The organism is Thermosipho atlanticus DSM 15807 (assembly GCF_900129985.1).
In the GTDB taxonomy this organism is placed as follows: Bacteria; Thermotogota; Thermotogae; order Thermotogales; family Fervidobacteriaceae; genus Thermosipho_A; species Thermosipho_A atlanticus.
Genome location: NZ_FQXN01000003.1, coordinates 73,105 through 86,407 on the forward strand (window position 1 = coordinate 73,105; position 13,303 = coordinate 86,407).

The window sequence follows — 13,303 nt, forward strand, 5'->3', positions numbered from 1 at the left end:
AGGAGGTGTCAAAAGTGAAAGTTAGAATTGATGAACCATCCTGTATCGGTTGTGGAGTATGTGAAAATTTATGTCCAGATGTTTTTAAGCTTGGAGATGATATGAAAGCAAAAGTACTCCAACCAGAAACTGATCTTGATTGTGCGAAAGATGCTGCAGACAGTTGTCCAACAAGTGCGATTATTATTGAAGAATAATTTAATTTTTAATTTTTAAAGGTCGGCAAAAGCCGACCTTTTTATTTATATTTTTATAGGATTTTCTCTGAATTTACTTTTGCTTGTAAAAATAGTCCAAGATAATCTCTTCCTCCAGCTTTACTATCAGTACCTGACATGTTGAAACCGCCAAATGGATGGACACCTACAAGTGCTCCAGTGCATTTCCTATTAAAATAAAGATTTCCAACGTGAAATTCTTCTTTAGCTTTTTCAATTCTTTTTCTGGAACTTGAATATAAAGAGCCTGTTAAACCATATTCAGTAGAATTAGCAATCCGCAATGCATCATCGAAATCTTTAGCTTTTATTATTGCAAGAACTGGTCCAAAAATTTCTTCCTGAGCTATTCTAGCATTCCAAGCTACATCTTTAAAAATTGTAGGTTCAATGAAGTAACCTCCTAGGTTTTCTTTCGTGTTACCTCCGTGGATAAGTTTTCCCTCTTTTTTTCCAATTTCAATGTAGCCTTTTATTTTTTCAAATGCACCTCTGTTAATTACTGGACCAAGCCAATTTTCTTTAAATCTGACATCTCCCATTTTTATTTTTGATGTTCTTTCTAATATTTTTTCAACTAATTCGTCATATACTTCCTCAACTATTATTGCTCTACTGCCAGCACTACATTTTTGCCCTTGAAAACCAAATGCACTTGTTACTATTCCTTCAGCTGCAGAATCTAAATCCGCAGTTTCATCTACAACAATTGCATCTTTCCCTCCCATTTCTAATATGGTTCTTTTGATCCAAATCTGACCTGGTTGAGGTTTAGCAGCTAATTCGTGAATTCTTGATCCTACTTCTTTGGAACCGGTAAAACTTATAAATCTAATTTTTGGATGTTTTACAAGATACTCCCCAGCTAGAGCACCACTTCCTGGCAAGAAATTAACTACACCTTCTGGAAGTCCAGCTTCTTCCAAAGCTTCATAAAATTTAGCGGCGATGACAGTACTATCACTAGCTGGTTTTAGAACCACCGTATTGCCGGTAACAATAGCTGCACTTGTCATTCCCACCAATATAGCGAGTGGAAAATTCCAAGGAGGAATTATAGCACCAACACCTAAAGGGATGTATTTTAACTCATTTTTTTCAGTAGGGATTCTTACCAGTGGTTGTTCTGAAGCATACCTTAGCATTTCTCTTGCATAAAATTCTAGGAAATCAACTGCCTCAGCAAAATCTGCGTCTGCTTCTATCCAATTTTTCCCAACTTCGTATACCATTGTGGCAACGAATTCATAACGTTTATTGCGAAGAATTTCTGCAGTTTTTAACAAATATTCAGCTCTTTTCCATGCAGGAGTTTTGCTCCAAGTTTTAAAAGCTTTTAATGCTTCTTGAATAGCTAGTTCTGCAAGTTCTTCTGTAGCTGAGTTTGTAAAACCTACTATTTCTTCAATTTTGCTTGGATTAATCGATTTTATTTTTCTTTCGGTTTTGTATCTTTTTCCAGCAATAACGATGTCATATTCTTTTCCAAAAGTTTTTTCAACTTTTTTTAACGCTTCTTTCATTTTTATCTCAGTTTCAGAATCTGAAAAATCAGAAATTGGTAGGTTTTTAAACGGTTTTAGAATTAATAGATCCGTTGCTTCCATTAAAAGCCCCCCTTTTTTTTAGAATAAAGATAACATTCACATTATACAAAAAATCATGAAAAGTCAAAAATAAAGAAAAATAATGAAATAACAAAAGATATTGCTAAAATTGGGGTTTTTTAACGATATTTGAAGATGTTAAAAATTTGCTGTTATGATATAATAAATGATGGTATAATAAAAATACATATTCAAACTAATCGACGGAGGTGCTGAGTTAATGAAACGATTTCTTTTAATCGTTCTTCTATTTTTTTCGGTAATTTTCGTATTTTCAGTTAACATTGAAAAAGCTCAAGAACTTTTTCTCTACTATATAAACAATTATGATAAACAGACCAATGACCAATTTTTAAATGATGTTAAGTTACTTATTTCAAAAGAATTACCTCTGTACCGTTTTTATAAAATTTGGCTTGTTGGAAGTGTAGAAAAAACGGATGTAACAAAAAAGGTTGGAGATTATTTAAACGTAATTTATAAACAATATCAAGGAACTACAGATGAGGAAAGATTAGCCAGAGCTACATTTATGTCTTATCTTGAGGCGAAACTTGAAAGAAAAAGTTTTGAATCAAGTTTTATAAAAGCTTCTCCAAATTTCAATCATTTTTTTAATACTTATCAGAATAAAGTGGTTTTTGCGGCTAGGAATTATTTTACTGATCTTCTTGCAAAACATTTGGGGGCTAAAATTGATCTTCCTATTGAAATTGATGCTCCTGTTTATAATTTTGATTTTAACTATTTTCCTAGGTATAAAGAGAAAGGGTATGATTATGAATTGCAATATTTAGCTAGTGATCCTGAATTTGTTAAAACTTTTAATAAATACCTTCAAATTCTTTCAGAAAATCCTGAGACAATTGAAAAACAAATAGGTAGATATGGCGGACTTTTACAAAGAAGTATAATTAAAGTAATTGCTGGATTGAAAAATAATTATTCTGAAATATTTTCTACAATTGCACCTTCACATGTAAGTTATTGGTGGATTAGATGGATTGTATATGCGTTGTTAATTCTTGTAACATTTTTTGTTTTAAAAAAGTGGAGTCTTACTATTTTTATAATTTCGATTATAGAAATAGTTTACTTGTTTTTTGGATTTGATGTTCTGTCAAATTCCTCATCTACGATATATGGATTAATTTCAGTTTTTGGATTTATATCAGCTATTTTAATTTTTATGAGACAGAAAGAAATTTTGGCTTTAGTAATGAGTTTACTAGTTATTCTTTCCTTTTTTGTTCCAACATTTTATTCGAAAGATTTATTAATGAAAAATAATGTTGATTTTGAGAATTCAATCTTTTTTGAAGAATTAGTTGGTGACGTATTGAAAGATAATTATTCGAGATTTTCAAATATTATTAAAGGTTTACTTACTCAATCAAATTCAAGTATAATTGAAACTGAAGATATAGTTCGAAGGTTGGCTATTAATACTAAGAATTTTCAGGAAAAAATTCAAGATCCTAAATATTTAAGTGTTAATAATTTCGAACAAAGAATTGAAGACTTTAAAACGATAGCAAAAGAATTTGAAAATTACCAGATAGAAGAAAATATTAGAAAACGAAAGTACGCTTCTTTTGAGAAAGATGTTTTAAAATTTACAAAAAAAATTGCAGAAATTTCATCGAAGAAATTCGAAGATAACTTTTTGCAAGAAATAACTAAAAAATTGAATTTTGAAGAAGTAGAGCCAACAGTTACTAAGATAAATGATACTTTGGAAAAAGTGGAAGATATGAAAAGTGCACCAATAAAGTTTTATAGAACTAAATATGGACTTTTAGCTTTTATGTTTTTATCAATTGGAATGTTTCTAACATCAATAAAATACAAGTATGATTATGTTTGGTATATTGCTGCGATTATTTCAACTATTTTTATGCTAATAAATCCAATTGAATTTATAGTTCAATATGGGGTGCCAACTTTACTAGTAAATTATTCAATGACTATACCTATAATTGTTGTACCAGGAATAGTGATGTTTTTAAAAAGAATAATTCCCCACAAGGGATGATTATACTTTTAAAAAGGAGGGAAGTCTTATGAAAAAAGTACTTGTTGTTTTATTGGCTATGTTATTTGTAGTTTCAGCATTTTCATTTAAAGCTATCATGGTTACAGATACGGGAGGTTTAGGTGATAAGTCTTTTAATGATGGTACATGGGCTGGAATTAAGAGGGCAGCAGACGAACTTGGTATTAAAGCAAAAGTTATTCAATCATATGAACAAGCAGATTATATTTCAAACCTTTCAAAAGCTGCTGAAGAAATTCAAAAAGAACCTGATGGAGGTATTGTTTACGCAGTTGGTTTTATGATGACCGATGCATTATTCCAAGTTGCTCAGCAATTCCCAGATGTTTATTTTGCTGGAATTGACATTGCACCTCCAACTGATGCTGTACCACCAAATGTTATAACATTCTTATTTAAGGAACAAGAATCTGCATTTTTAGTTGGTTACATTGCAGCAGCTACAACAAGGGTAGGTAAAGTAGGATTTATTGGTGGAATCCCAATTCCTCCAGTAGAAAGATTCAGATATGGATTTGAAACAGGTGTTAAAGTATACAATGACTTACATGGTACTAATGTAACAATTCTTAAAGGATACGCTAATAGTTTTAGTGATCCAAAGAAAGGTAAAGACCTTGCTCTTGCACAATTTGCAGGAGGAGTAGACATTATATTCCACGCTAGTGGTGCAGTAGGTAATGGTGTTATTGAAGCTGCAAAAGAAAAAATGGTTTCATTAGTTGGTAGTGAAGACTTATCAAAGATTTTGGAATATGCTTTTGATAAAGGCGGATTCTTTGCGATGGGCGTTGATGTAGATCAAGATTATATGGCCCCTGGAGTTGTTCTTGCCAGCGCAATGAAAGGTGTAGATACAGCTTCTTATATGGGAGTTATGTGGGCATACAACGGAGAATGGGTGCCAGGAGTTCATGTCCTTGGCTTGGCAGAAAATGGTGTTAGAATAAGCCCAATGAAGTACACAAAAGGTTTAGTTTCAAACAGAACATTAGCAGAATTGGAATACTTAGTAACAATGATTAAGAAAGGAACATTGGTTATTCCTGACACTGAGGAAGCATTGAAGTCATTTAGAACACCAAAAATTGAATTTCCATTTTAATTGAATATTTTTGAGGGGGCTTTTTAGCCCCCATCTTTTGTCATTTTACTAAGGTTTAAACTTTAGTAAAGTGACAAAAGCCTGAAAGGAGGAGTTCTATTGTGTATGCTGTAGAAATGGTAAACATTGTTAAAAGATTTCCAGGTGTTTTAGCAAATGATCATGTGACTTTGAAAGTAAAAAAAGGTGAGATTCATGCTATTGTTGGGGAAAACGGAGCTGGCAAGTCAACTTTGATGAATCAATTGTATGGTTTGTACCATCCTGACGAAGGTGAAATTTTTATTGATGGTAAAAAAGTTGATATTAAAAATCCTAGAGATGCTATTAAAGTAGGTATTGGAATGGTTCACCAACATTTTATGCTTGTTGATACTCTTACGGTTGCTGAAAATGTGGTGCTAGGTTCTGAACCATTGAAGGGATTAAATTTTGATTTGAACAGAGCGAGAAAAGAAGTAAAAGAACTTTCCGAAAAGTATGGGCTGATAGTTGATGTAGATGCGAAAATAGAAGACATACCAGTAGGGATGCAACAAAGAGTTGAAATAATTAAGACATTATATAGAGGTGCAAATATAATTATTCTTGATGAACCTACAGCAGTTTTGACACCTCAGGAAGTAGAAGAGTTATTTGAAATAATGAGAAAATTAAAAGATAATGGAAAAACAATATTGTTTATTTCTCATAAACTTCATGAAGTTATGGAAATTAGTGATAGAATTACTGTTATGCGTTTAGGAAAAGTTACAGGTGAACTTGAAACTTCAAAAACTAATCCGAAAGAAATTGCAAGATATATGGTTGGAAGAGAAGTGGTTTTAAGAGTTTCAAAAGAGTATCATGAACCTAAAGAAGTTGTACTTGAAATTGAGAATTTAGTTGTTAAAGATAATAGAGGATTAGTTGCTGTTAAAGATGTTTCTTTTAACGTAAGAAAAGGTGAAATTGTGGGCATTGCCGGAGTTGCTGGCAATGGTCAAACAGAATTGGTCGAAGCTATTACGGGATTAAGAAGAATAGAAAGTGGAAAAATATATTTTGATGGACAAGATGTTACAGGTAATACTCCAAAACAACTTAGAGAATTAGGAATGGCTCATATTCCAGAAGATAGGTTTAAACACGGGTTAATAAAGGAATTTGAAGCATTTTATAATGTTATTCTAGGACAACATTATAAATCTCCGTTTGCTAATGGACCATTTTTGAATCACGATTATATTTTTAAATACTCTAAAGAAATCATGGAAGAATTTGATGTAAGACCCAGAAGGATAGAACATCTAGGTGGAAATTTTTCAGGTGGAAATCAACAAAAATTAGTTGTTGGTAGGGAAATAAGAACCAATCCGAAGTTTTTGGTTATTGCACAACCCACACGAGGTTTGGATGTAGGTGCGATTGAATTCATACACAAGCAAATATTAAAAATGAGAGAAATGGATGTTGGTATTTTGCTGATTTCAATGGAATTGGAGGAAATATTTTCTTTAAGTGATAGAATTCTTGTAATGTATGAAGGAGAAATAATGGGTGAAGTAAAACCCGATGAAACTACTGTCGAAGAAGTAGGGTTAATGATGACAGGACATAGACTAGAAGAAGCACGGAGGGGATAAGAATGAATAAAAAGGTGTTGGCAATCTTAGTTCCAGTAATTTCTGTTTTAATTGCTCTTGCTATTTCTACAATTGTAATTTTATTAATTGGAAAAAGTCCAATAGAAGCATATAGTGCACTGATAAGAGGATCATTTGGATCAAAACAAGCAATAGCTGATACAGTAATTAAAACTACCCCCTTGATTCTTACGGGACTAGCCGTTGGTTTTGGATTTAGAGCAGGTGTATTTAACATTGGTGCTGAAGGTCAAATGGTTATGGGAGCACTTTTCGCAGCTACGTTTGCAAGTAATTTTGGTTCGTTACCACCACTTTTAGCGATTCCTTTTACTATTTTAATAGCGATGGTTGTAGGTGCAGGATATGCAGCTATAGCTGGATATTTGAAGGCAAAGACGGGAGCACATGAAGTTGTTACTACCATAATGCTTAATTGGATTGCGACATATTTTGCTTCATACATGGTAACAGGTCCATTAGCTGTAGGTTCCGGTACTCCGAAAAGTCCAGAGATTTCTGATTCAGCACAGCTTCCCGTTTTAATGAAAGTTGGTGCAATTGAGATGAGCGCAGGAATAATAATTGCAATAATTGCAGCGATTTTTATGTATATTCTTTTAAATAAATCAGTAACAGGATATGAGATCAAAGCGGTAGGTTTTAATCCTTATGCTGCCGAATACGGTGGGATTTCTGTTAGTAAGAATGTAATTCTTGCTATGGCTATAAGTGGGGCTTTAGCTGGACTTGCAGGCGCGACAGAATTAATGGGGGTTCATCATAGATTTTTAGGTGAACTTTCTGGTGGTAAAGGATTTGATGGAATAAGTATTGCGTTAATTGGACAAAACAATCCAATTGGAATTATTTTTGCTGCATTTTTAATTGGGGCTTTACGTACAGGAAGTAATGAAATGCAGTTTATTGGTGTTCCAAAACATATGGTTATGATTATACAAGGTATTGTTATTTTCCTTGTAGCTGCCGATAGAATTGTTCGTACTATTATGATCAGAAAGAGGGTGGAGAAATGAGAGTTTTAGAAGCAATTTTCTTGATCTTTATTAATCCTCTTTTTTATAAAATTACGTTAACTGCAGCAACACCATTAATTTTTGCCTCTTTAGGAGGGGTATATAGTGAAATTACAGGTGTTGTTAATATTGCTTTAGAAGGTATAATGCTTATTGGCGCATTTACATCTGTGGTTTTCACATGGTTAACTGGAAATGTATGGATAGGAGTTTTAATGGCAATTATCTCTGGAGTAGCTTTGGCTTGGTTGCATGCTTGGGGTAGTATAAAATGGGCTGGTGACCAAGTTGTTTTGGGTACAGCTTTAATTTTGATAGCTCAAGGTGTTACAGGATTTTTGATGGAACCTATATTTGGTAAACCGGGACAAACAGATTTTGTAGGAAAAGTTGAAGAAATTAAGATACCAGGAGTTTCTGAAATTCCTTTCGTTGGAAAGGTAATAGGTGAAATAAGTCCATTTGTGTATATGGCTTTTGCCGCGGTTATATTTTCGTGGTGGTTAATTTATAAGACAAAATTAGGATTAAGGATGAGGTCAGTTGGTGAAAATCCAGAAGCAGCTGATACCCTAGGGGTAAATGTTTATGGAATTAGATATTTTGGAGTTCTTATGAGTGGTGTATGGGCTGGACTTGCAGGTGCATATTTAAGTATAGGTGAGGTTGGTCATTTTAGAGAATTGATGACTGGAGGAAGAGGTTTCATAGCATTAGCTGCTATGATTTTAGGAAAGTATAATCCAGTGGGTGCAATGTTAGCTAGTTTATTGTTTGGTGCTTCGAGTGCGTTTGCTAATCAGATGCAAAGTAGTTCGTTAATACATGTTTCAGCTACTGTAAAACCATTGTTTGATATGATTCCTTTTATTCTAACAATAATTGTTGTAGCAGGTTTTGTTGGAAAATCTCGTCCACCAAAAGCCGATGGAATACCGTATGAGAAGGGAGCATAAATAAAAAACAGATAGGGGGGGTTCTATGAGTGAAGATATAACTGTACGTACTGTAATGGCTATACTAATTGATAATAGGGAACAAGTAGCTCCTGAGGTGCAAAAAATATTAACTGAATTTGGATGTTATATTAAAACAAGGTTGGGTTTACATGAAGGAGTTCCACAATTCTGTTCACATTCAGGTTTGATTATTTTAGAACTTGTTGATGATGAAGCAAAGCATGAAGAATTATGTAAAAAGTTAAATGAATTAAAAGGTGTAAAGGCAGACTTTATGAGATTGAAATTTGAATAAAAAAACAAATTATTAATATCTCAAACGACATGGCTTCGGTATTCTACCGAAGCCATGTTTTTTACTTTTTTGAAACTTTATTTATTGTAAAATCTAATGTAGTCTGATATCAACTTGTTATATTCTTTTTTTATTTTTTCTACATGTATCTTTTTTAGTATGTTATACAGCAATATCCATAAATGCCTTTGTTTTTTAATTTCTTTTTCTATATTTTCCCATTAAAAGTTTCAAATGTGAATTTTTGAGTTTTTAGTCTACTTTTTGGAATAACGCCCAAAAAAGGAACAATAGTCCTTTTTTTTTTTAGTTCTTCCTCAAAGTAAAGGCCTAATGATTCCTTCTTTTAGGTTGGAAAAAAGCTTCTTCAAATTTTATCCTTTCTTTACCGAAGAAAAACACCCCCAGATTGGTGTTGTTTTACCATTTCGGGGGTGTTTTTTATTGTTTCATTACTTGGAATCAGCGTAAACTTAGAAGTCATTTTTTCTTTATATTTTTTGAGTATTAGTGAAAAAGTATAATTATTATCAATTACAATCAAAAATTAACATTTTTTATTAAATTTTAAATTTGTTAATTTTTTAGTAAACAATGTATAATATACACATCAATTTTATACTTCAAAAAAAATAAGAATTTAATAGGTGATAGTGAGAAATTTTTTTAAAAGGGGGGATAAAATGATTGCTTTTAGTTATGAGTATGTAAAGCCAAAGACCATTGTTGAAGCATTGGAAATATTAAATAGTGAAGATGAGGTTTACCCGATTTTAGGTGGGACGGATTTGATAGTTAAAATGAGAGCTGGTAGATTAAAACCAAAAATTGTTGTTGATTTAAAAGGAATCGATGAGTTATTTAAGATAGAATTTTCAAGGGATAAAGGTTTAACCATTGGAGCAGGTATAACATTGAATTCACTGGTTGAAGATTTTGATTATATTAAAGAGTATTTTCCAACTTTGTATGAAGGTGTGAAAGTTGTAGGGGGGTATCAAACGAGAAATAGGGGAACAATAGTGGGAAATATATGTAATGCTTCTCCAGCCTCAGACACAGCACCAGCTTTGTTAACCTATAACGCAAAAGTGAATATTGTTTCACTAAAAGGTGAAAGAACAGTAGATATTAATGAGTTCTTTTTGGGACCGGGCAAAACGGTTTTACAAAAGGGAGAGATTGTAAGATCAATAACAGTACCTTATGAAAGCGATAATATTGGAAAATATTATAAAATTTCAAGAACAAAAGCTATAGATTTAGCGACTATTGGTGTAGCTCTTACAGTTATAGAGCCAAATGGAAAAAGAGAAATTAGAGTTGCATTAGCTTCAGTCGCTCCAACACCGTTAAGAGTATATGAGGCCGAAGAATTTATAAAAGGTAAAGAATTAACTAAAGAAAATGTAGAGAGGTTTGCTCAAATAGTTCAAAATAGTGTAACACCTATAACGGATGCTAGAGGAACAGCGGAATACAGAAGAAAAATGGCAAAAGTATTACCAATTAAATTATTACGTGAAATGAATTTATGTAAGGGGGAGTTTTAATGAAAATTAAATTTGTAGTAAATAACGAGAATGTAGAAATTGAGGTAAAACCAAATGAAACCCTCCTTGATGTATTAAGGGAAAAATTATTTTTAACGGGAGCCAAAGAAGGATGCGGAAATGGCGAATGTGGTGCCTGCACTGTTATATTTAATGGCAAACCTGTAAATTCATGTTTGGTACTAGCACCTGAGGCAGATGGAGCTGTGATAGAAACTGTTGAAGGGTTATCGGAAGGTGGTAAACTTCATTCAATTCAAGAAGCATTCATTGAAGCAACGGCTTTTCAATGTGGTTTTTGTACACCAGGTTTTATTATGTCAACAAAAGCAATGCTTGAAAAAATACCCAACCCATCTAAAGAAGTAATCATTGAAAGGTTATCTGGAAATTTGTGCAGGTGTACAGGATACACAGTTATAGTTGATGCTGTGAAATTGGCAGCCCAGAAAATTAGGGGGGGAAAATAATGAATTACAAATATCAGTCGCCAATAAAATTTAAATATGTTGGAAAACCAATGAAAAGGGTTGATGCAATGGAAAAAGTAACAGGCAGTGCAAAGTTTGTAACCGATATGTTTTTTCCAAACATGTTGTATGCAGCGGTAAAAAGAAGTCCAATACCACATGGGATAATAAAGAGGATAGATGTTTCTAAAGCAAAAACATTACCAGGAGTACGTGCAATTGTAACGGGTAAGGATGTTCCATATAGGCAAGGTATTTATTTGGTTGACAGGCCGATTATTACGATGGATAGAGTAAGGTATGTTGGAGAACCAGTTGCAGCGGTTGCAGCTGACACATTAGAGATTGCTAGACAAGCAGTTGAATTAATCGAAGTTGAATATGAAGAATTGCCTGTTGTGCAAGATCCAAGAGAATCTATGAAAGGTGAAATATTAATTCATCCAGATTTAGCAAATTATGAAAGATTACCAATATATAATATCGAACCTGAAAAGAATGTTTTTCATCATCACAAGACCAGGAAAGGAGATGTTGAGAAGGGTTTTAAAGAAGCTGACTTAATTGTAGAAGGTGATTATTCTCTACCGCAAATTTATCATGCCCCGCTTGAACCTCATGCTGCAATTGCCTATTGGGATTTAGGTGGAAGGTTAACTGTGTGGTCAAGTGCACAATCACCGTTTACATTACGTAATTTAATTGCACATGCTTTTAAAATTCCAAGACACAAAGTTAGGGTAATTGCACCATATGTGGGTGGAGGATTTGGTGGAAAAGCAGGAATAAACATGGAAGGAATTGTTATTGCTTTAGCAGAAAAGATAAAAAATAGACATATTAAACTCGTATATACTCGTGAGGAAGATATATCAGCGGTAGTAAGACAAGGAATGTATGCTCATATTAAAACAGGGGTAAAAAAAGATGGAACTATAGTTGCTATGGAGGCTACGTTAATATTTGATGGAGGAGCTTATGCAGAATATGGAACAAATGTTGTAAGAGCTGCAGGATATACTTTACCTGGGGGATATTATGTACCAAATTTGAAGACTGATTCTTATGGAGTATATACTAATCATTTTCTTGGAGGAGCTTTTAGAGGGTTTGGGCATAGTGAACTTCATTGGGCTACGGAAAGAAATTTAGATGAAGTTGCTCAAAAATTGGGAATGGACCCCTTAGAACTTCGTTTAAAAAACGTTTTAAAACCAGGATTAACTAACTCTATGGGACAAAAGATTCATCACGATACTGGTAATATGGAAGCTTGTTTAAAAAAAGCAGCTGAATTGATAGAGTATGGGAAAAAATCTACTCCTTCAGGGCCAAGAAAAGTAAGGGGAAAAGGAATTGCTGGATTAGTTAAAGCTCCTGCTATGCCTACTAATGCTGGTTCATCAGTAATAATAAAATTTACCGAAGATGCTACTGTAACATTACAGGCAAGCATTCAAGAAATAGGTCAAGGATTTAATACAGCAATAATTCAAATGGCAGCAGATGCATTACATATGTCACCGGATAAAATTCATTTTGTAACTCCAAATGATACAGATTTTAATCCTTATGAGTGGCAAACAGTGGCAAGTAGAGCATTGTGGACAGTTGGTAATGCCCTATATAGAGCAGCGGAAGATGCATTGAATCAAATTAAAAACATTGCATCACAGGTTTTGGGAGTTGCACCCCATAATTTGGAAGTTGAAGATGATAGAGTATTCGTAAAATATAGACCTGAAGTCTATTTGTTATTGAAAGATGTAGTAATGGGATATACTTACCCAGATGGTCATGCGATTGGTGGGCCGGTTATAGGGAGAGGAAGTTTCGTACCGGAAATGTTGACAAATCTTGATTTAGAAACTGGCCAAGGAAATGCAGCAGCTGAATGGACATTTGGTGCAGAAGCAGCTGAAGTTGAAATTGATCTTGATACTGGAGAAATAACTATAATACAATTGGTTGGCGTATTTGATGCAGGAACTATTATAAATCCTATAACTGCTGGTGGTCAGGTTATTGGTGGAATGATCCAGGGAATGGGTCCAGCTTTATTTGAAGTTATTAAATATAATGAAAAAGGATATCCTTTAACTGTTTCCTTCACAGATTATAAAATTCCTACAATTGCTGACATTCCGGAAAACATAAAATATGATTTTGTAGAAACTTTTGAAGAATCATCACCATTTGGCGCAAAAGGTGTAGGAGAACATCCAATGATTTCAGTTCCTCCTGCTATTGCATCGGCTATTTATGATGCTTTGGGAATAAATTTAAGGGAGTTACCTTTAACGCCTGAAAAGATTTTAGAAGCAATTGAAAGAAAAAATAATAATTTTTGATTTTAAAACCATAAGAGGGGAGGGGGG

At 33.3% G+C, this 13,303-nt stretch carries 11 protein-coding genes; 10 read left to right on the plus strand and 1 reads right to left on the minus strand.

What is annotated here, in order from left to right:
• The first annotated feature begins 14 nt into the window (after nt 1-14).
• Entirely contained in the window at nt 15-197 is a 183-nt protein-coding gene (locus BUB65_RS04395) for a ferredoxin (RefSeq protein ID WP_073072677.1), read from the plus strand.
• A 53-nt stretch (nt 198-250) separates the two neighbouring features.
• Here the strand turns inward: BUB65_RS04395 and pruA are convergent, their stop codons facing one another.
• Nucleotides 251-1,825 (minus strand): L-glutamate gamma-semialdehyde dehydrogenase, encoded by a 1,575-nt coding sequence (pruA, locus tag BUB65_RS04400; protein ID WP_073072679.1) that lies wholly within the window; start codon nt 1,823-1,825, stop codon nt 251-253.
• A 220-nt stretch (nt 1,826-2,045) separates the two neighbouring features.
• On the opposite strand from pruA, the gene BUB65_RS04405 reads away from it, so the two are divergent.
• From BUB65_RS04405 to BUB65_RS04445, 9 genes are all read left to right on the plus strand, one after another.
• Nucleotides 2,046-3,860 (plus strand): hypothetical protein, encoded by a 1,815-nt coding sequence (locus tag BUB65_RS04405; RefSeq protein ID WP_073072681.1) that lies wholly within the window; start codon nt 2,046-2,048, stop codon nt 3,858-3,860.
• 28 nt (nt 3,861-3,888) lie between these two features.
• Nucleotides 3,889-4,986 carry a BMP family lipoprotein gene (locus BUB65_RS04410; RefSeq protein ID WP_073072683.1) on the plus strand — a complete coding sequence of 366 codons (1,098 nt, stop codon included), beginning with the start codon at nt 3,889-3,891 and terminating at the stop codon, nt 4,984-4,986.
• A 116-nt stretch (nt 4,987-5,102) separates the two neighbouring features.
• On the plus strand, nt 5,103-6,611 hold the full coding sequence (locus BUB65_RS04415) for an ABC transporter ATP-binding protein (RefSeq protein WP_327192017.1): 1,509 nt from the start codon (nt 5,103-5,105) through the stop codon (nt 6,609-6,611).
• Nucleotides 6,612-6,613: 2 nt separating this feature from the next.
• Complete coding sequence (locus BUB65_RS04420; protein ID WP_073072687.1) at nt 6,614-7,648, plus strand: ABC transporter permease; 1,035 nt, start codon at nt 6,614-6,616, stop codon at nt 7,646-7,648.
• Nucleotides 7,645-8,604 (plus strand): ABC transporter permease, encoded by a 960-nt coding sequence (locus BUB65_RS04425; protein ID WP_073072689.1) that lies wholly within the window; start codon nt 7,645-7,647, stop codon nt 8,602-8,604. Before BUB65_RS04420 ends, BUB65_RS04425 begins: the two co-directional genes overlap by 4 nt.
• Nucleotides 8,605-8,629: 25 nt before the next feature.
• Nucleotides 8,630-8,902: a CPF_0552 family protein gene (locus BUB65_RS04430; protein WP_073072692.1), complete on the plus strand. Its 273-nt coding sequence runs from the start codon at nt 8,630-8,632 to the stop codon at nt 8,900-8,902.
• A gap of 683 nt (nt 8,903-9,585) precedes the next feature.
• Nucleotides 9,586-10,455, plus strand: coding sequence for an FAD binding domain-containing protein (locus BUB65_RS04435; RefSeq protein ID WP_073072694.1), 870 nt, complete (start codon nt 9,586-9,588; stop codon nt 10,453-10,455).
• Complete coding sequence (locus tag BUB65_RS04440) at nt 10,455-10,925, plus strand: (2Fe-2S)-binding protein (protein ID WP_073072696.1); 471 nt, start codon at nt 10,455-10,457, stop codon at nt 10,923-10,925. The genes BUB65_RS04435 and BUB65_RS04440 overlap by 1 nt, the downstream gene beginning before the upstream one ends.
• A complete protein-coding gene (locus BUB65_RS04445; protein WP_073072699.1) occupies nt 10,925-13,276 on the plus strand; it encodes a xanthine dehydrogenase family protein molybdopterin-binding subunit in 2,352 nt (783 codons plus the stop codon). Before BUB65_RS04440 ends, BUB65_RS04445 begins: the two co-directional genes overlap by 1 nt.
• Nucleotides 13,277-13,303 lie beyond the last annotated feature (27 nt).

Bases quoted from the DNA above. Each gene is read 5' to 3' on its own strand.
- pruA (WP_073072679.1), bottom strand. From the start codon at position 1,825: ATGGAAGCAACGGATCTATTAATTCTAAAACCGTTTAAAAACCTACCA.
- BUB65_RS04405 (WP_073072681.1), top strand. From the start codon at position 2,046: ATGAAACGATTTCTTTTAATCGTTCTTCTATTTTTTTCGGTAATTTTC.
- BUB65_RS04410 (WP_073072683.1), top strand. From the start codon at position 3,889: ATGAAAAAAGTACTTGTTGTTTTATTGGCTATGTTATTTGTAGTTTCA.
- BUB65_RS04415 (WP_327192017.1), top strand. From the start codon at position 5,103: ATGGTAAACATTGTTAAAAGATTTCCAGGTGTTTTAGCAAATGATCAT.
- BUB65_RS04420 (WP_073072687.1), top strand. From the start codon at position 6,614: ATGAATAAAAAGGTGTTGGCAATCTTAGTTCCAGTAATTTCTGTTTTA.
- BUB65_RS04425 (WP_073072689.1), top strand. From the start codon at position 7,645: ATGAGAGTTTTAGAAGCAATTTTCTTGATCTTTATTAATCCTCTTTTT.
- BUB65_RS04430 (WP_073072692.1), top strand. From the start codon at position 8,630: ATGAGTGAAGATATAACTGTACGTACTGTAATGGCTATACTAATTGAT.
- BUB65_RS04435 (WP_073072694.1), top strand. From the start codon at position 9,586: ATGATTGCTTTTAGTTATGAGTATGTAAAGCCAAAGACCATTGTTGAA.
- BUB65_RS04440 (WP_073072696.1), top strand. From the start codon at position 10,455: ATGAAAATTAAATTTGTAGTAAATAACGAGAATGTAGAAATTGAGGTA.
- BUB65_RS04445 (WP_073072699.1), top strand. From the start codon at position 10,925: ATGAATTACAAATATCAGTCGCCAATAAAATTTAAATATGTTGGAAAA.